The 18769-nt window shown below is 58.6% G+C and carries 17 protein-coding genes; 10 read left to right on the top strand and 7 right to left on the bottom strand.

The genetic code is table 11. The features are described from left to right. A complete protein-coding gene (mhpA, locus tag ACEN8Z_RS11185) occupies positions 1-1659 on the bottom strand; it encodes a bifunctional 3-(3-hydroxy-phenyl)propionate/3-hydroxycinnamic acid hydroxylase MhpA (protein ID WP_495597654.1) in 1659 nt (552 codons plus the stop codon). Positions 1660-1986: 327 nt separating this feature from the next. Between mhpA and ACEN8Z_RS11180 the strand changes: the two genes are divergently transcribed. Next, positions 1987-3198 carry a patatin-like phospholipase family protein gene (locus ACEN8Z_RS11180; RefSeq protein ID WP_495597653.1) on the top strand — a complete coding sequence of 404 codons (1212 nt, stop codon included), beginning with the start codon at positions 1987-1989 and terminating at the stop codon, positions 3196-3198. A 142-nt stretch (positions 3199-3340) separates the two neighbouring features. On the opposite strand, the gene ACEN8Z_RS11175 is transcribed toward ACEN8Z_RS11180, so the two are convergent. From ACEN8Z_RS11175 to ACEN8Z_RS11155, 5 genes are all read right to left on the bottom strand, one after another. Then, complete coding sequence (locus ACEN8Z_RS11175) at positions 3341-4108, bottom strand: ABC transporter ATP-binding protein (protein ID WP_495597652.1); 768 nt, start codon at positions 4106-4108, stop codon at positions 3341-3343. A gap of 20 nt (positions 4109-4128) precedes the next feature. Continuing rightward, on the bottom strand, positions 4129-4842 hold the full coding sequence (locus ACEN8Z_RS11170) for an ABC transporter permease (protein ID WP_495597651.1): 714 nt from the start codon (positions 4840-4842) through the stop codon (positions 4129-4131). Next, a complete protein-coding gene (locus tag ACEN8Z_RS11165; RefSeq protein ID WP_495597650.1) occupies positions 4839-5528 on the bottom strand; it encodes an ABC transporter permease in 690 nt (229 codons plus the stop codon). The genes ACEN8Z_RS11170 and ACEN8Z_RS11165 overlap by 4 nt, the downstream gene beginning before the upstream one ends. A 100-nt stretch (positions 5529-5628) precedes the next feature. Then, positions 5629-6417 carry an ABC transporter substrate-binding protein gene (locus ACEN8Z_RS11160; RefSeq protein ID WP_495597649.1) on the bottom strand — a complete coding sequence of 263 codons (789 nt, stop codon included), beginning with the start codon at positions 6415-6417 and terminating at the stop codon, positions 5629-5631. Between the two features lie 59 nt (positions 6418-6476). After that, positions 6477-7646 carry a M20 aminoacylase family protein gene (locus tag ACEN8Z_RS11155; RefSeq protein ID WP_495597648.1) on the bottom strand — a complete coding sequence of 390 codons (1170 nt, stop codon included), beginning with the start codon at positions 7644-7646 and terminating at the stop codon, positions 6477-6479. 96 nt (positions 7647-7742) lie between these two features. Here ACEN8Z_RS11155 and ACEN8Z_RS11150 point away from each other — a divergent pair, with 96 nt between their 5' ends. From ACEN8Z_RS11150 to ACEN8Z_RS11130, 5 genes are all read left to right on the top strand, one after another. Beyond that, positions 7743-8732, top strand: a complete 990-nt coding sequence (locus tag ACEN8Z_RS11150; RefSeq protein ID WP_162130687.1) for a LysR substrate-binding domain-containing protein — start codon at positions 7743-7745, stop codon at positions 8730-8732. A gap of 359 nt (positions 8733-9091) precedes the next feature. Then, positions 9092-10105 carry a 2-keto-3-deoxygluconate permease gene (locus ACEN8Z_RS11145; protein WP_495597647.1) on the top strand — a complete coding sequence of 338 codons (1014 nt, stop codon included), beginning with the start codon at positions 9092-9094 and terminating at the stop codon, positions 10103-10105. Continuing rightward, positions 10102-11382 carry a four-carbon acid sugar kinase family protein gene (locus ACEN8Z_RS11140; RefSeq protein WP_495597646.1) on the top strand — a complete coding sequence of 427 codons (1281 nt, stop codon included), beginning with the start codon at positions 10102-10104 and terminating at the stop codon, positions 11380-11382. The genes ACEN8Z_RS11145 and ACEN8Z_RS11140 overlap by 4 nt, the downstream gene beginning before the upstream one ends. A 5-nt stretch (positions 11383-11387) precedes the next feature. Next, a complete protein-coding gene (pdxA, locus tag ACEN8Z_RS11135) occupies positions 11388-12389 on the top strand; it encodes a 4-hydroxythreonine-4-phosphate dehydrogenase PdxA (protein WP_495598116.1) in 1002 nt (333 codons plus the stop codon). Between the two features lie 55 nt (positions 12390-12444). Next, entirely contained in the window at positions 12445-13218 is a 774-nt protein-coding gene (locus ACEN8Z_RS11130; protein ID WP_108231994.1) for a DeoR/GlpR family DNA-binding transcription regulator, read from the top strand. Between the two features lie 120 nt (positions 13219-13338). On the opposite strand, the gene ACEN8Z_RS11125 is transcribed toward ACEN8Z_RS11130, so the two are convergent. Continuing rightward, positions 13339-14529 carry an MFS transporter gene (locus tag ACEN8Z_RS11125; protein WP_495597645.1) on the bottom strand — a complete coding sequence of 397 codons (1191 nt, stop codon included), beginning with the start codon at positions 14527-14529 and terminating at the stop codon, positions 13339-13341. Between the two features lie 287 nt (positions 14530-14816). Here ACEN8Z_RS11125 and ACEN8Z_RS11120 point away from each other — a divergent pair, with 287 nt between their 5' ends. From ACEN8Z_RS11120 to ACEN8Z_RS11105, 4 genes are all read left to right on the top strand, one after another. Further along, positions 14817-15518 carry an EthD domain-containing protein gene (locus ACEN8Z_RS11120; RefSeq protein WP_495597644.1) on the top strand — a complete coding sequence of 234 codons (702 nt, stop codon included), beginning with the start codon at positions 14817-14819 and terminating at the stop codon, positions 15516-15518. Positions 15519-15953: 435 nt separating this feature from the next. Continuing rightward, positions 15954-16805, top strand: coding sequence for a sugar phosphate isomerase/epimerase family protein (locus ACEN8Z_RS11115; RefSeq protein WP_007988253.1), 852 nt, complete (start codon positions 15954-15956; stop codon positions 16803-16805). A gap of 14 nt (positions 16806-16819) precedes the next feature. Then, positions 16820-17890: an isopenicillin N synthase family dioxygenase gene (locus ACEN8Z_RS11110; protein WP_495597643.1), complete on the top strand. Its 1071-nt coding sequence runs from the start codon at positions 16820-16822 to the stop codon at positions 17888-17890. A gap of 46 nt (positions 17891-17936) precedes the next feature. Next, positions 17937-18731 carry an ABC transporter substrate-binding protein gene (locus tag ACEN8Z_RS11105; RefSeq protein WP_495598115.1) on the top strand — a complete coding sequence of 265 codons (795 nt, stop codon included), beginning with the start codon at positions 17937-17939 and terminating at the stop codon, positions 18729-18731. Positions 18732-18769: the final 38 nt, after the last annotated feature.

Here is an 18769-nt window from a genome sequence, read left to right as displayed (position 1 = left end):
TCAGGCTCGTAATTTAATCGGCTCGTTGATGGTAATCGAAACGTTGTCAGGCGTGGCGTCATCGCTCATCAACAGGCCCCGGCAGTCTCGAAGGAGTTTGCTGGCCTCTGTGCCGGGGGCGTGGTGCATGATGATACGGTCAGGACGAACGGCGACCAGTGTGCCTTTCGCAGCCAGCGGCAGGATGTCATGGTTCATGTCTTCGATGAAGTCACAACTGCCGCCGCAGCGTTGACCGCGGGGCCTGACCTCCAGGAAGTGGCCCCCCAGCTTTTCCCAGGAAACGATCTGATCAGTGGTGAGCAGTGACAACGGGTCAACACCGAATCCAACCAGGGTCAGGTTATCTCCCAGTGCATCGTCGCTCAGCTTGATCTGCTTTTGCAGGGTGCGAACCCAGGCCTGGGGAAACAGGCTGCCACGTACCAGCTTGTCACCCCGACGATGCTGTACGAACAGGCCGTGCTTGAAGGTGTTCTTCGGCTTGATATCCAGTTGCTCGAAGTACCTTCTGGTCGCTGGAGTCAACGCCAGCATACGCATCAGGCCGTGAATGAAGAAAGCCGCGATCCTGTTCTTGGGCATTACCAGACGGCCCATGAGTTTTGCCAGATTGATCATCGCCTGGGCATGCGGGCGGCGCTCTACATCATAGGTATCGAGTATCGCAGGCGCGGCATGGCCACGAAGAACCCAAGCCAGCTTCCAGGCAAGGTTGGCGCCGTCACGAAGGCCCGCCACGAGACCTTGCCCCACAAAAGGGGGGGTGATGTGTGCAGCGTCACCGACCAGAAAAGTACGTCCCTTGCTGAATCTATTGCAGCAACGCGCGTGGAATCGATACACCGCCTTGCGCTCGATTTCCAGTTCCTGCGGATTGATCCATGGTGCAATGAGCCGCGCGATGCTTTCCGGGCTTTCCAGCTCCTCCCGGGATTCGCCGGGTTGCAGCATGAATTCCCAGCGTTCCCTTCCACCCGGGGCGGGCATGTGCGGCGTGGGCCGCCGTGGATCACAGATAAACTCAATATGATCAATGGCTGACTGATGCCGGTTCCTGGCATCGACAATCAGCCAATCCTCTGCATAGGTTTGTCCTTCGAACTCCTGACCGATCAGCGCCCTGACCTTGGAGCTTGCACCGTCCGCGCCGATCAGGTACTGGGCGCGAACGGAATGCGAGTGCCCATCCTGATCCCGTACAGTGGCGACCACGCACTCCGCTTCCTCGACCAGACTCTCCAGCTCGAAACCACCCAGGCTGGTCACTGATTTCAGTCGGGAAACCTGGCCACGCATCGCTCGTTCGAGGTCAGGTTGATAGAACGTCACAAGCTTGGGATGGCCGTGGATACACCCTTCAGTATTGGCTCGACCGAATTGCCCGAGGACCGGAGAGTGCATCCTCACTTCAGGGATAACGATCTTCTCGAAAGCGTCCTCCGACAATCCGGCCAGTTGCAGGATGCGCAGGGCCTCGTTGTCCAGAGCAATGGCACGCGGCATCAGTACGATTTCATGGAGCTTGTCCAGCACCAGGGTCGTAACCCCGTAGCGGCCGAGCAGCGCCGCGATTGTCGCACCCACCGGACCGTTACCGACGACCAGTACATCGACGGCGGAGGGAGGCAATTCGGAAACTTTCTTGTTGTTGTTCATCTCGAGCCCTTGTTGTGATTGAAGTCGTGAGGCGCGCAGGTCTCATCGTCAGGCAGGGTCAAGGTAAGCAAAATTGAGATTAATTTCAATATTGATGTTTTTGTCATTAATTTTCGACCCGGAGATTTCAGGGACTTTCGTATAGAACCTGGAGCACGCGGCCAATGAGTTTTTTTATCATGTAAAGGAGCGCAAAATGAGCTGCCTGGCGTTCGAATGACGTGCCGCAGTCGGCTGGCGTGCAGTCATCTCGGGCGCCATGGGTAAGGACTTTCTCGGGTACGATGAGCGCGCCTGCTGTCGACGGCAGGGGCCGGAGGAGGCGTTTTGAAACCATTCCCGCCAAGACCTGGTGCCTCAACTCTGAACATGTTCCTGCAAGGGGGCTTGCCACGCCGTGACGCTGTGCCGCAAACGCTAACGGAAAAAGCGGTCATCCCAGGCATTCCCAATGCTCGCTACTGGCTGGACCACGACCTGACTCTGTTCATTCAGGATGCAATTGAGGGCAACAAGCGCGAGAGCGAGGCTCTCGCCAAGGCCGGGAAACCGAACAACATCCTGCCGCTGGCAAGTATGCTGGCAGTTTCGGGAGGCGGTGACGCAGGCACATTCGCAGCGGGACTCATTACGGGTTGGACCACGCATGGGACTCGCCCCATGTTCAAGGTCGTCACGGGCATTAGCGCCGGCGCCCTGGTCGCCCCGTTCGCTTACCTTGGATCCGGGTACGACGACGTCATTCGGTATATCGCCAACGCCATCGGTCCAAAAGACGTTTTTCATTCGCGAAACGTGCTGACCCGTCTTGCCAGCGACGGTATAGCGGACAGCAAGCCACTGTTGCGGCTCATTACAAAGTACGTCACTGCGCAGACTCTTGCGGCGATTGCGGCGGAATACGCCAAAGGACGAATCCTGCTGATCGGCACAACCGACCTTGATTCAGGGCGGCCAGTCACCTGGAACATGGGCACTATTGCCGCAAGCGATGCACCGGGAGCGCTCGACCTCTTTCGCAACATCATGATCGCGTCGATGAGTATTCCCGGCGCAGTCTCACCCGTCATGATCGATGTGGACGTTGACGGCAAACAGTTTCAGGAAATGCACGTGGACGGCGGGGTAATCACTCAGGTGTTCCTTTACCCTCCTGGCACCAAGATGGCGCTGAACAGAGCCACCGGAGCTCCTTTGCGACTCGAGCGTCATTTCTATGTCATTCGTAATGGGACACTGGAGCCGCAGTGGTCCGGGACGAAACGCCGTACATTGAGCATCGGCGGTCGAGCCATCAGTGCATTGATTCAAACTCAGGGGATCAGCGACCTGGAGCGAATTTACCGTATGGCGCAGCAAGATGGAGCGGATTTCAATCTTGCGTACATTGGCTCCGACTTTTACTTTCCGCACAATCAGAAATTCGATGGCGAGTACATGAGGCGTTTATACGATTACGCCTTTCAACTCAGCGCGAAGGGCTATCCGTGGCATAAATCGCCGCCCTCGGAAATCACTCAACTACGAAACACCCGCTGAACAATAAAGCCAATCTGTTGCATCCACCGGTTGAATCCACAGTCGATTGCAGCTCTGCGCAACAGGCTGTAATCGGCCATCGAGCGCCTTTCAAGAGTCAGCTCCAAGGGCAAATCTGCGTTGATTGGCCCACCAAGGGTAACTACTTGAGACTCCCGGCCAGGAACTGCTGCAACCGCTCGCTTTGAGGCTGCTCCAGCAGCGTGCCTGGCGCTCCCGACTCCTCTACCCTCCCCTGATGCAGAAACATGACGTGGTTCGACACCTGCCTGGCAAACGCCATTTCGTGGGTGACGACCACCATCGTCCTGCCCTCTTCGGCCAGTTGCTGCATGACCTTGAGCACCTCGCCCACCAGTTCAGGGTCAAGGGCTGAGGTCGGTTCGTCGAACAGCATCACCTCAGGTTCCATGGCCAGCGCACGTGCAATGGCCACCCGCTGTTGCTGGCCGCCGGACAAATGCACCGGGTACCGGGCCTCGACCTTTTGTGGCAGCCCCACCTTGGCAAGGTAATGACGCGCCCGCTCCAGTGCCTGCGCCCGACTGATACCGAGCACGCTCATCGGGCACTCGATGATGTTTTCCAGCACGGTCATATGGCTCCACAAATTGAAGTGCTGAAACACCATCGACAACCGGCTGCGCAGGCTCCGTAACTGCCCGGGGTTAACCACACACAACTCGCCCCTTGAGTTTCTGCGGGTGAGCAACTCTTCGTCATTGACGACAATGCGCCCGGCCGACGGTTGTTCAAGATGGTTGATACAACGCAAGAAGGTACTTTTCCCGGACCCGGAGGAGCCGATGATGCTGATCACATCACCCGCACGGGCCTTGAGCGAAACCCCTTTCAACACTTCATGGTTGCCGTAGTTTTTATGGACATCTTCAACGATCAATTTATACATTCGAGCAAGTCCGATAGGGGTCAGTGCGTCCGCGGTTTGAGGTAGGCCAGCCAATGCAGTTCGCCGCGTCGAAACAGCCAGATCAGGAAAAAAGCACTGGCGGCGTACAACACCCCGGCAATGCCAAAGGCGGTAAAGGATGCATAGGTCGCCGAATTGACATCCCGGGCGATCTTCAGCAAGTCGGGCACCGTGGCGGTAAAGGCCACCGAAGTGGAATGCAGCATCAGAATCACTTCATTGCTGAAAAACGGCAGCGCGCGGCGCAACGCCGACGGCAGAATAATCCGCCGATAAAGCGTGAACCGGCTCATTCCGTAGGCGCTGGCGGCCTCGACTTCACCGTGGGCGGTCGCCCTGATGGCGCCGGCAAAAATCTCGGTCATGTAGGCACAGGTATTGAGCCCGAAAGCCAGCACCGTACAATTGAAACCGTCACGGAAAAACGCGTTGAGAAAATCCTGGGACCGCACCACATGCAAGCTGTACACCCCGGTGTAGAAGAACAGCAACTGGATGTACAACGGCGTGCCACGAAACACGTAGGTGTAGCACCACACCGGCAGGCGCAACAGCGGGTTGCGGCTGACGCGGGCAATCGACAACGGCACCGCGAGCACAAAACCCGTCACCACCGAAAGTATGAGCAGCCACAAAGTCACCGCCAATCCGGAAAAGTGTGGCCCGTCACTCCACAGGTAGGCCTGCCAGTAGTCCTGAAAAATGCCGTTCATAGCGCAGCCTTCCTGACACCGACCGAGTAGCGGCGCTCAAGCCACAGCAACACGCCATTGGAGACCGTGGTAATGGCGAGGTAAATCAGGCCGCCGACCAGGGTGAAGTAAAAGAACTGCATCGAGCCCTTGCCCGCATCCTGCGTGGCCTTGACCACATCGGTCAGGCCGATGATCGACACCAGGGCCGTCGACTTGATCAGCACCTGCCAGTTATTGCCAATGCCCGGCAAGGCGTGGCGCAGCATTTGTGGAAAGAGGACCTTGCGAAAGGTTTCCCCGCGGGTCATGCCGTAAGCCCTCGCCGCTTCGATCTGACCGACCGGGACCGCCTGAAAAGCACCGCGAAACGTCTCGGTAAAGTAGGCACCGTAAATGAAGGCCAACGTCACGACACCGGCCAGAAACGGGTCTATGTCAATCTGAGTGATCCCCAGCCAATCGGTCATCCGGTTGAGCAACATCTGCAGGCTGAAGAACAGCAGCAACATGATCACCAGGTCCGGCATGCTGCGGATCAGGGTCGTATACCCCGCGGCCAGTGCGCGCAACAATCGATTGGACGACAACTTGGAACTGGCGCCCATCAGCCCGGCCAGGACGGCGATCAGCAATGAACAAAGCGCCAGTTTGATGGTAGCCAGGGTGCCCAGCAGAATCTGCGGGCCAAAACCTTCCAGTAGCATCTCACTCTCCTTGTTCTTGTTAGGGTGAGGTGAAGGGGGGCAATAGAGCGCTCGAACGAGCGCCCTGTTCAAGGTAACGACGACGCGTTACCTGGCACCGTTACCGGGCGCCGTAAACATCAAAATCGAAGTACTTGTCGTTGATCCGCGCGTAAGTACCGTTGGCGAGAATGGTTGCCAGGGCTTTGTTCAAGTCTTCGCGCAACGCGACATCGCCCTTGCGCAGACCAAGGCCATCACCGACGCCGAAGAAGCCCGGGTCATCCAGAGTGGCACCGGCAAATTCATAGTCCTGACCCGCCGCTGTTTTCAGGAAGCCGTAACTGGCTTGAATGGAACCCTGCAACGAGGCATCAAGTCGCCCCACTACCAGGTCGGCGTACACCTGATCCTGATTCTGATAGGAAAGAACATCCACGCCTTTGGAGCCCCAGACCGCTTTGGCATAAGACTCCTGGGTCGAGCCCTGCTCCACACCAATGCGCTTGCCCTTGAGCGATTCGAGGGTCGGCTGTATTCCCGATCCACGTTTGGCCACTAACCGTGCCGGTGCATTGGACACCTTGTCGGTAAACGCAATCTGCTCCAGGCGTTTGGGGGTGATGGTCATCGAGGACGCCACCGCATCGAACTTGCGCGCCAGCAGTGCCGGGATCATCCCGTCCCAACTGCTTTCTACCCAGACGCAGCGGGCTTTCAGTTCGGCGCACAACGCCTCGGCGATGTCGACCCCGAAGCCGGTCAGCGTGCCATCCTGGTTCTTGTATTCCAGCGGTGGATACGTCGGGTCCACCCCCAGCTTCAACACTTTGCCAGACCAGTCGGCCGCACCCGCCAGGCTCGAGGCCGTCAGGAACACCAGGGAAACGGCTGCAATCATCTTGTTCATTTTTATTGCTCTCCAGACCGTAGATTTTTTACAGGCACAACGGGTGAAAATGCGCCGTCTCAACTCAGAAAACGTTCGACCAGCTTGACCCAATAGCTCGCGCCCACCGGCAGGCAGCCGTCATTAAAGTCGTAGCCGGAGTTGTGCAGCAGGCACCCGCCTTCTCCCTCGCCGTTGCCGATCACCAGATAGCTGCCGGGGCATTTCTCCAGGACAAAAGCAAAGTCCTCGCTGGCCGTGAACGGCCGCAAGTCATCGATCAGGTGTTCCTCTCCCAGCCAGTCGCGGGCGACTTCATGGGCAAATGCCGTCTGTTCGGGATCGTTGATCAACACCGGATGGCAATGCTGGTAATCGATGTGGACCCGGGCGCCAAAACTCTCGGCCTGGCCCTTGACCAATTCAGTGATTCTGACCTCCAGCAAGTGGCGAATTTCGGGAGTCAGGGCGCGTACGCTCAGGCTCAGGTCGGCGCTGGACGGGATGACATTCGAGGCGCTCCCGGCATGCAGGGAGCCCACCGTGATAATCGCCATCTCCTGCGGGTTGACGTTGCGCGAGACGATGCTTTGCAGGGCCATCACGATCGAGGCACCGACCACCACCGGGTCGACGGCTTTGTGCGGCACCGCGCCATGGCCACCGTTACCGATGATCTTGATGTTCACCGTGTCGGCAGACGCCATGAACGGTCCGCTGTAAAAACCCAAATGCCCGACGGGATAACCCGGCACGTTATGCATGGCGAAGATCGCGTCACACGGAAACCGTTCGAGCAGCCCGTCCTCCAGCATTTTCCTGGCACCGCCCAGCCCTTCTTCCGCCGGTTGGAAAATCAGGTGCACGGTGCCGTTGAATGCCCGTGTCCGGGCCAGATACTGACCGGCGGCCAGCAGGACTGCTGTATGACCGTCATGACCGCAGGCATGCATGATACCGTCGATCCGGCTGGCATAAGGCAAACCGGAGGTTTCCTGTATCGGCAACGCATCCATGTCAGCGCGCAAGCCAATGGACCGACCCTCGCCATTTTTCAGGGTGGCAACGACCCCGGTCTTGCCCACCCCAGTACTGACCTCAAAGCCCCACTGAGTCAAACACGCTGCAACCAGCTCACTGGTGGCGAATTCTTCAAAACCCAGTTCAGGGTGCGCGTGAATGCGGTGACGTATCGCGATCATTTCATCTTGCATCGCGGCAATACCAGGCAGGACCAAGCCGGCATTCATGGGTGTTCTCCTTCGACAGGGGCTGTGCAGCAGCGAAAGCGCTGTTGGGGTCGATCTTAGGGAACCGGCGCTGGGCTGGGGAGGCGCAGTTTGGTTATGATGACAACCATGAGTTGTCATCAAGGTGAGCAGATGAAACTGCATCAATTACAGGCGCTGATTGCCAGCGCCGAAACCGGCAGTATTCGCGCGGCCGCTCGTTCGCTGGAGATTTCCCAGGCCGCTGTGACCAAAGCGCTGCGCGAGCTGGAAACCAGCCAGCAGTTACCGCTATTTACCCGAACCGCCAGCGGTCTGAACTTCACCGAATACGGCAAAGTGCTGCTGACTCACGCCCGGCTGGTGATCAAGCAACTGGAGCACGCACAGACTGAGCTTGATCACATGCGTGGGAAGGCTCAAGGCCGGCTCTGCGTCGGGATCACCCCATGGGTCGCCCTGACCTTCCTGCCCGAAGTCGTGTTGGCTTTTCGCGAACGTATGCCACAAATCAAGCTGGAGCTGTTCGAAAGCCTGATGGCCGTTGCCCAACCGCTGCTGCGCGATGGCAGCATGGACTTCGCGATTGGCCAACTCCATCCCACACAATCGACCCAGGAATTCGCCTGCGAAACCTTGCTCGATTACCAGACCTCGGTGCTGGTCCGCGAGGGTCACGCCCGACAGCATGCGCGATCGATCCACGAGTTGCTGGAAGAAAACTGGACCCTGAACTACGCGCCGGACGGTCACGATGGGCTGATGCAGGAACTGTTCTGGAAACACGGCGCGCAGATTGATGAGAATCGAATCGTGCGTGCTCATTCACTGGCCATTTTGCAGATGATGGTCGAGCGGGCCGACATGTGCACCTGGGGACCGTCCATCGTGAGCACAGCCCCGCCATTTCTGGGGCGTGTGGTATCCCTGGGGCTGACCGAGCAGTTCGAGCCCCGACAGCTGAGCATCGTGACTCGCCGCAATGGCGCACTGAGCAATCCGGCGATCTGCTTCACCGAATGCCTGTTGCAGGTCATTCGGCGCCATGCCCGCTCGGCCAAAAAGGAAGACCGCGCGCTGTTTGAAACCTTACGGCTGCTGCTGTGAGGTGACCCCGCAGTTTTATGCCTGATACGTCAGGACGTCTTTGGGTCAAATCCGGCCGTAGGTACCGGCGCCAAGCGTTCACTTCTGACTGACTTCTACACGTGGCGAAAGAATGCTGGTCACTTAAGACAATTTTCAGACAAGCAAGAAACCTGTGGCCCGCTCCACAGGAAAATTCGAACCGCTTGCGCTGATCGGAATCTCTATCAGAAATGAGCGAAACGATCATTTGAATGATTGAATTGCGCAATTTCAGTTGTTGGCCTAAGATCAATTTGACTAAATCAATCACTAGATGATCGATTCAGTCAGTTTCGAGGTGAAACACGTCTGCCAAACAATTATAAAAGGAGACCCTCGTGGCCCAGATTCCTATCAAGCGCACCATTGAACGCATCCCCGGCGGCATGATGATCGTGCCTCTGCTGATCGGCTCACTCGTGGCGACATTCCTGCCTGACACGCCCAAATTTTTCGGATCATTCACCAATGCGCTGTTCACCGGCGCACTGCCCATTCTGGCGGTGTTCTACGTGTGCATGGGCGCGAGCATCAATATCAAGGCCACGCCTTACCTGCTCAAAAAGGGCGGCACGCTGCTCATCACCAAAGTCGGCATCGCCGTGCTCATCGGCATCGTGCTTGGCCACTTCCTGGGTGAGCAGCCGGTATCCTCCGGGCTTTTCGCCGGTATCTCCACGTTGGCGGTGGTCGCCGCAATGAACGACACCAACGGCGGCTTGTACATGGCACTGATGGGGCAGTACGGCCGCTCCGAAGACGTCGGTGCCTATTCGGTGATGTCGCTGGAATCCGGGCCTTTTCTGACCATGGTTACCCTCGGCATAGCCGGCTTGTCAGCCTTCCCCTGGCCGACGCTGGTGGGCAGCATCCTGCCGCTGGCCTTGGGCATGCTGCTGGGCAACCTCGACCGTGACATGCGCGACTTCCTGGCCAAGGCCGTGCCGGTGATGATCCCGTTCTTCGCCCTCGCACTGGGTGCCAGCCTCGACCTGCATAACGTCTGGCAGGCTGGTTTGCTGGGGCTTGGCATGGGTGTCGCGGTAGTCGTGCTGACCGGCATTCCGCTGTTCTTCGCCGATCGTTTGACCGGTGGCACCGGTGTTGCCGGCGTGGCGGCAGCCACCACCGCGGGCAATGCCGCCGCCGTTCCGGCATTGATCGCAGCGGCGAACCCGGTGTACGCCGAAGCGGCCAAGAGCGCGACAATTCTGGTGGCTGCCTGCGTTGTGGTCACCGCGATCCTCGCACCGTTGCTCACTGCAGCGGTGGCCAAACGCGTGCAACAGCGCAACCCCGTCGTCATCCCCGAGTCGGCCCCCCAACCGCAAAAGCAGGAAGCCCTGCGATGAGCATTCTGATCATCGCAGACGATCTGTCCGGCGCGGCGGATTGTGCCATCGGCTTTGCCAGTGTGGGGATGCAAACGGTCGTCACGCTCGAGCCTTTGCATGACAAGGCTGACGCCCAGGTGATTGCCGCCGATACGGATACTCGGCGCCTGTCCCCGGCGCAAGCCGCCGAACACACGGTCGCTGCGTACAAGGCGCTGCATCGTCCCGGTCAGCGGCTGTACAAGAAAATCGATTCGACCTTGCGCGGCAACTGGGCGGCGGAAGTTGCCGCCCTGCAACCGCTGGCGGGCCTGGCCATCGTCGCCCCGGCGTTTCCTGCGACCGGGCGCACGTTGCGAGGTGGACGGGTGTTCGTCAACGGCCAGCCGCTGGAAACCACCGATACCTGGAAGCTCGAAAACGCCGATCGTCCGGCGGATGTCGAGGCGATGCTGGTGGCCGCAGGCCTGAGCACCGCCAAGCTTGATCTCGACACCTTGCGCGGTAATGAAGAAGTACTCGTGCGTCACATCGCTGAAGTGGCGAGCAAGGGTACCCAGGCGCTGATCGTCGATGCGCAAACCGAGGACGACCTGCTGACGATCGCTCGCCTGACTGCGTCGATGGAACAGCCGCTGTTCTGGATCGGCTCGGGTGGGCTGGCGCGGGAAATCGCCAGTCTTGCGGATTTTTCCGAAGCACGCTTCACGGCTATCGAACCCACAGCGCTGGAAAAAAGTCAGGGACCGATTCTGATCATGGTCGGCAGCCTGTCAGGTGTCTGCGAACGGCAATGCGCACAGCTCAAGGAGCGTGGCGGGGTCAGCGAACTGGTTGTCCCGCCCGAAGTCCTTCGCCAAGGCACGACACACGTCGATTGGGCGCTGTGGCAAGCGCGCATCGGCGAGCGGTTGGACGGCTGGAGCGACCTGTTGCTGCGCATTGGTCGCGATGAGGCGTTCGATCCCCAGGAGGGCGCTCAACTCTCAACCCGGTTGGCCGTGCTGGTAGAACCGCACTTCGCCAAGGTCGGCGGCCTGATTGCCACCGGTGGCGAGACGGCGCGGGCCATATTGACCACCGTCGGCATCGACAGCCTGCAATTGCTCACGGAAATCGAAGCCGGCGTGGCTTTCGCGCGCCCCACCGTTTCCCGGCAAGGGCATCGTCCCGGCATTGTTACCAAGGCAGGTGCATTCGGCACCGATCACGCCTTGTATGCGGCATGGCAGCACTTGAGCGAACGCGCCGATCGCTCCCCGCCCCAACGTACACGAATCCAAGGACTCCAATGAACACTATGAGCAACTACCTCCCCATCATCGGCATCACCATGGGCGACGCCTCAGGTGTCGGCCCGGAAATCATCGTCAAGAGCCTGACCCACGACATCGTCTACCAACAATGCCGGCCATTGGTGATCGGCGATGCGCGGCGCCTGGAGCAGGCCAACGTGCTCGTCGGCGGCAGCGCCAAAGTGCGTCGCATCGAAGACGCCTCCCAGGCTTTGTACGAGGCCGGCACCATCGATTGCATCGACCTCGACCTGATCCCCGATGACCTGCCGTTCGGCGAGCTGTCACCCATTGCCGGTGACGCCGCTTATCAATACATCGCCCGCGCCGTGGAACTGGCCGAGGCCAAACAGATCGATGCGATCTGCACCGCGCCGCTGAACAAGGAAGCGCTGCATGCCGGCGGTCACAAGTACCCCGGCCACACCGAAATGCTCGCGCACCTGACCCACGTCGACGAAGTGTCGATGATGCTGGTGGCACCGCAGCTGCGGGTGATTCACGTCACGACCCACATCGGCATCATCGATGCGATCCGCAAGATCGAACCGGGCCTGGTCCAGCGCACTATCGAACGCGGCAACGCCACACTGATCAAGGCGGGCATCGCCCGTCCGCGGATTGGCGTGTGCGGGATCAACCCGCATGCCGGTGAAAACGGCCTGTTCGGTTATGGCGAAGAGGAAGAAAAAATCATCCCGGCGGTGAAGCTGCTGCAGGAACGCGGCCTCGACGTAACCGGCCCGCTGCCGGCCGACACCCTGTTCTTCCGCGCCGGGCGTGGCGACTTCGATCTGGTGGTGGCGATGTATCACGACCAGGGCCACGGTCCCGTCAAAGTACTGGGGCTCGAAGCCGGAGTGAACGTGACCGTGGGCCTTGAAGTGATCCGCACCTCGGTCGATCACGGCACCGCCTTCGACATCGCCGGCAAGGGCATCGCCGATGAGCGCAGCCTGCTCGAAGCACTGCGCCAGGGCGCGGAGCTGGCCACGCGACGGGGATGAGGTGCAGCGGTGTTGTCGTGTAAGATCGACCACCGTCCAACCAACGAGACCCGCCATGAAAGTGTCCGAACGCCACCGCGCCATCCTCGATCTCGTACGCATCGGCGATGCCAACGTCGAGCAATTGAGCGCGGCCCTCGGCGTTTCGGAAGCGACCGTGCGGCGCGACCTGACCATGCTCGCCAAGCAGCGGCACCTGGTCCGCACCTACGGCGGCGCCACCGCCGTGGTGGGCGTCCATGAACCGGAAGCCTCGCTGGAAGAGCGCAAAACCAGCCAGTGGGAACAGAAAGACGCCATCGCCCTTGCAGCGGCTGCCCACGTCCAGGACGGCGACACCGTGCTGCTCGACGGCGGCACCACTTGCGCCGCATTGGCTCATCATCTGTGCTCGCGCCAGGACGTGCACGTGGTGACCAACAACCTGCTCGCCGTAATGACCCTGGCCAACGCGCCGGGCGTGCGCCTGACCTTGATCGGTGGTGACTTGCGCGGCTCGAGCATGAGTACCCTGGGGCCATTGGCCGAGCTGACGTTGAGCCGTTTGAGCGTGGACAAAGCCTTCCTCGGCGCAGACGGCGTCGTCGCGGAATTCGGCTTGTGCGAGGCGAGTGCGCAGCAGGCTTATCTCAAGGAATGCATCATCAAGCGGGCTGCGCAGATCGTCGTTCTCGCCGACACCGACAAACTGGGGCGGGCGCGGCAGCAGCATTGGACGCCCATCGAACGCGAATGGCGATTGATCACTTGTGCCATTGCCGATGAAGCTGCGCTCGCACCGTTTCACGCGATTGCGCAAATCACTGTGGAAACCGTGGACCTCGCCTGATTGCCTGCCTTTTGTGGGGAACGAGGCATTGCGCCAGGAAACCCCGACGTTTTTCAGCAGCCCAGTCCTGAAACGGTGAGCCGTTTGTTGAGAACCATTTGTTTTACTTTTTGGTTGCGCTTACTGCTTCTTGAATAACAGTAAGAACAGAGCTGTTGCGGCAAGCAGTGCACCCGTGAGGAAAGTGCTGTCTGACCCAATGCTTTGCCAAAGCCAGCCTGCAAGAACGCTGGCGATCAGCATGCATATACCACTGACAAGATTGAAAATGCCGAAGGCCGTGCCCTTGAGTTCCGTGGGAGCTTTATCAGCTACCAGCGAGGCAAGAATGCCTTGGCTAAATCCCATATGAAGCCCCCACAAGACAACACCCAACATCATCGTTATGACTGAATCGGACTGAGCGAGTACCAGATCCGCCATGACAAGCAACCCCATACCCAGGCAGAGCAGTTTGGTGCGACTGATGCGATCAGATAGCCAGCCGGCAGGATAAGCGGACAGCGTATAAAAAAGTGCCATTACCACCATCACCAGCGGAGTCCAGGTAGTCGACAGGCCTGTCTGTTGTGCTCGTAATACCAGAAACGCCTCGCTGAAACGAGCAAGCGTAAACACCCCTCCAGTCATGACAACCCACCAATAACCAGAGGAGAAGTCGTGAAGGACCCTCCAATGAATTGGAGATCGAAATTTGTGTTCGCTCGGGAGGTGTGTGGGCTCTTTTACTCCTGTGACAATGAGAACCACCGCCACTGCTGCCGGAATAACTGCAAACCACAGGACAAGCTGTATATCTGCGAGCCATAACATGAGCACGATGGCCAGAGCAGGGCCAAGAACAGCCCCGACGGTATCCATCGACTGCCGCAGTCCAAAGCAGGCGCCACGGATTTCTGGTGGCGACACATCTGCGATCAGAGCATCTCGTGGCGCCCCACGAATGCCTTTGCCAATTCGATCCAGAAAGCGTGCCGTAAAGACCACTTCAACCGAGTAAGCCAGAGGAAAAAGTGGTTTGGTCAGAGCGGCTAAGCCATATCCAAGCAATAGCAACCCTTTGCGCCGACCAATAAAGTCGCTGATAGCACCAGAGAATATCTTGACGAGCATGGCGGTCGACTCGGCAATACCCTCAATCACTCCGACGGCCAATGCACTCGCACCCAAAGTCGTGACCAAAAACACAGGCAGTAAACTGTGTACCAGCTCGGATGATAGATCCATAAAGAGGCTGACAAAGCCAAGAGCCCAAATCGTGCGCGGAATGCGAACAGGCTCAGCTTTGGTGTTTGAACATTCGCTACTCATATTTTCATCCTGTACTCATTGGCATCAAGGAGAGACTGAGAAAGCTGTTTGGTAATGCTCGCAGGCGAACCAGGTTCCCGCCAGAGCGGCCGCTCAAACCAGAACGATGCAATTGCCCCCATAGTGTTGCTCAATAGTCTGTTTGAGGTATTACCGAAAGCTGACCTTGATTGACTATGACGCCAGAGATTTACCCCGCATGCCTGCACGGGCCAGGTCATTCCGATGGACCAGGCAGCACACTACGTCTGTTGCATCCATCAACCGCAACGAGGAGCTTGATAGCTATGGAAAAAGTCATCTATCTGCTGTGGCGTGATACTCAAATCAGTCCTGATACCTTCGCCCATCGCCTGCGCAGTGAGGTCGCCGGGCAATTGCAGGCACTCGGTGCCCGTGGTGTGCAATTGAACCTGTCCGATGCCGATGTGCAGCCTGCAGCCGGCCTGCGCCAGGAAAACAACCGGCCATTGCCCGATGGCAGCCTGTCGCTGTGGCTGGACAGTGCCAACGGGCCAGCTCGTCTCCCGTTCGACCACTTGATCAGTGCGGCAACGGCGCGCATGGCCGCCTACCTGGTATGCGAGTCGGTCGCCATCGCCAATACTCGCTTCCCGTCAATGCCCGGTGAGCGTACCCACGGGTTTGCCCAGCTGGCCCTGCTGACCCGCCCTCCCCGCCTGACCCCCGAGGCCTGGCTGGACATCTGGCGCAACCATCACACTGCGGTGGCCGTGGACACGCAAGACAACTTCCAATACGTGCAAAACCTGGTGGTGTCGGCACTGTCGCACGGGGCCCCACGGATCGATGCCATCGTCGAAGAGTGTTTTCCACCAGCTGCCATGACCGATCCCCGGGCCTTCTTCGATGCGGTGGGCGACGAAGCGAAATTCCAGCGCAACCTGGCTGCGATGATGGACAGCTGCAGCCGCTTCATCGATTTCGACAAGATCGATGTGCTGCCCACCAGCCAGTACTGCCTGTAGGACCGGGAAATCGTCATGCGTAAAGCCCGGATAATCCAGACCTGGTCCTTGATTATCGAGCCTGAAGTGCTTTGCGCATGAAAACCCGAGCGAAGCCGTCCTCCATGCCCCCGGCGGGTTTCCTGGTGGCTCTGGGCCAAAAGCGGACCATCGACGGCCCGGTGTCGCTTGGGAGTCCTTAAAATGATGCCGTAACAATGGCATCTCTCGCTAATAGCCAACGTAGACACGTTCTCGCCGATAAAATCCCTCCTGACAAGCGCGATAAGTAGCTAGCTATTTGTTAACGAAAGCCTGAAGTATTCATTTGAACTTTCAGATTCTTTCAGTGCGCGGCCTGTGCCTAACATCGACTCCACAGCGAACCAGCCTCTTGGCAGCCTGGCGTCGTCGAAGTGCTTTTGCAGTAGGCCCTGGGATTTTTGAGGATCACCGATGAAGCTGGAAATTTTCCGTACGCTGTGGGGCTATACCGCCAGCAAGGCTCAGGCGCTCGAGGAGTTGCTGCACGCGGGCTTCGATGGCATGGAAGCACGCCTGCCACTGGACGCCCGTGAACGGGCTGAGTTTGGCGCGTTTCTCCAGGCCAATCGCCTGGGCTATATCAGCACAGTCTTCACCGCGTACGACGTGCTGCCGGACCAATCGGCGAGCCCTGCCGTCCACCTTAATGACCTCGACCAGAAACTCGCCTGGGCCGCTGAACTCGGCCCACGCTTCGTCAACGTGCTGGCGGGCAATGATCGCTGGTCCTTGCCACAACAAGTGGAGTTCTTCGGTCAGGCACTTGAACTGGCGCGCAAGCACGGCCAGGTCTGCAGTTTCGAAACTCACCGCTCGCGCTCGCTGTTCAACCCCTGGGTGACCCTGGAGTTGATCCGGCAACTGCCCGATCTGTTGTTCACCAGTGACATCAGCCATTGGGTCGTGACTTGCGAGCGTCTGTTGAATGACCCGGCCGATGACCTGAGCGCCTTCATCGAGCGGGTTCACCATATCCAGGCCCGGGTTGGTTATGACCAGGGTCCACAGGTTCCGCACCCGGCGGCTCCCGAATATGCAAAGGAACTGGCCTTCCATCAGCAGCACTGGGAAAGCATCTGGCGCTCACAGCAAGCCCGCGGTTACCAGGTCAGCACCCTGACCCCGGAATTCGGCGCCGACGGCTACCTGCATCATTTGCCCTTCACCAATGTCCCGGTCGCCGACCTGTGGTCATTGAACGTGTGGATGGGCCAGACCGAGCGCGAACACTTCGAGCGTTTCCACCACTCAAGCCATCCTTAGGGAGCCGATGCGTCATGCCAGACAATAAAAACAACAGCGCCTGCACTGACACACACAAAGCCAACTTCAACAGCATCCCGGTGGTCAACATCGCCGGTCTGTTCAGCTTTGAACTGGAACATCGCCTTGCCGTAGCCGAACAATTGGGGCGCGCCGCCAGCGAGGTCGGGTTCCTCTATATCACCGATCATGGTATCGACCCGCAACTGATCGCCAACCTGCGCAAGGCTGCCAAGGACTTTTTCGACCAGCCCCTCGACACCAAGATGCGCCACTACATTGGCACTTCGCAAACCCACAAGGGCTTTGTACCCGAAGGCGAAGAGGTCTATTCCAAAGGCAAGCCGGACCACAAGGAAGCCTTCGACGTCGGCTTCGAAGTCCAGGCCGATGACCCGCTGGTACTGGCCAACACCCCATTGCTGGGGCCCAACGACTGGCCGCAGTTGCCAGGTTTCAAGGCGTCGGTGCAGGCCTACTATGAAGCGATATTCGCCTTGGGCCGGCGCCTGTTCGGCGGCTTTGCCCTGACCCTGGGCCTGGAAGAAAACTATTTCGACAGCCTGGTCACCCGTCCACCGTCCAAACTGCGCCTGATCCACTACCCGTTCGACGGTGCCGCCCATGACGCACCGGGTCTTGGCGCCCATACTGATTACGAGTGCTTCACCATCCTCCTGGCCGACAAACCGGGCCTTGAGGTGATGAACAATCTTGGCCAATGGATCGATGCGCCACCGATGGCCGATGCCTTTGTGGTCAACATCGGCGACATGCTGGAAGTGATGACGGCAGGCGCATTCGTTGCCACTGCGCACCGGGTGCGCAGCGTGAAGGAGGAGCGTTATTCCTTCCCGCTGTTTTATGCCTGTGACTACCACACCCAGATCAAACCGCTGCCCGGGTTCGCCCAGGCCGGCAACGACTACGAAGAGATCACGATCGGCGAACACATGTATGGCCAAGCGCTGCAGACCTATCAGTATCTGCGCCAGAGGGTGGCCAACGGGGAAGTTCAACTGCCAGGCAAGGCACGCAAGCCCGCCAGTTTCGGACATTTGAAAAATCAGGCCCAACCGTCCTGATTGACGTTTTCAGCTAAACCCCTACCTACGCCGGAGTCAGTAAATGATGAAAAACAATAAAAAAACCCTCTTGAGCCTGGCTGTATTGGCAGCCGGCATGTTCAGCGCCTCGGTGAGCATGGCCGCGGTAGACACGTTCAAGGTCGGCATGGAAATCACCTACCCGCCTTTCGAGTCCTATGACAAGGACAAGAATGTGGTGGGTTCCGACCCCGAGCTGGCAACGTCACTGGCCAAGCACATGAACGCCAAGGTGGAGTTCGTCGACACCAAGTTCCCGAGCCTGATCCTGGGCTTGAACTCCGGTAAGTACGACGCGGTCATTTCCGGCATGTACATCACACCGGAGCGTCAGACTCAGGCCCAGACCATCGCTTATGCCAACACCGGTGCCGCAGTCATGGTGCCCAAGGGCAGCGAGATCAATGCGAAAAAGCCTGAAGATCTGTGCGGCCTGAAACTGGGCCTGGAACAGGGCACGACCTGGGTCAAGGAATTCCGCAAGCTGTCCGATGAATACTGCGTGCCGAACAACAAAGGCGCCATCACCGTCAGCGAATATCCCTCGGCACCCGAAGTGACCCAGGCCCTGTTGTCCAAGAACATTCAGGCCCAGGTTGAAATCGCTGGCGCCGCAAAAATGATCGCGGAAAAAACCAACGGCCGGGTAGTGATCACCACCGAGCATCCGATTTATCAGCAAACCCTGGGCATCTTCGTCAAGAAAGGTAACGATGAAACCTACCTGGCCATGCAAAAGGCCTTCGAGGAGAGCAAAAAGAGCGGTGAATACGCCGAAATCCTCAAGAAGTATGGCTTGGAAGAGCCGACTGCCAACTAAGAACGTGTCCTTGTAGTCTGGTCATCTGCCTCCCCTGC

The sequence above is a fragment of the Pseudomonas sp. Pseusp10 genome (assembly GCF_059492225.1).
The sequence above is the reverse complement of the archived record's forward strand: the minus strand, read 5'-3'. Positions and strand labels throughout refer to the sequence as shown.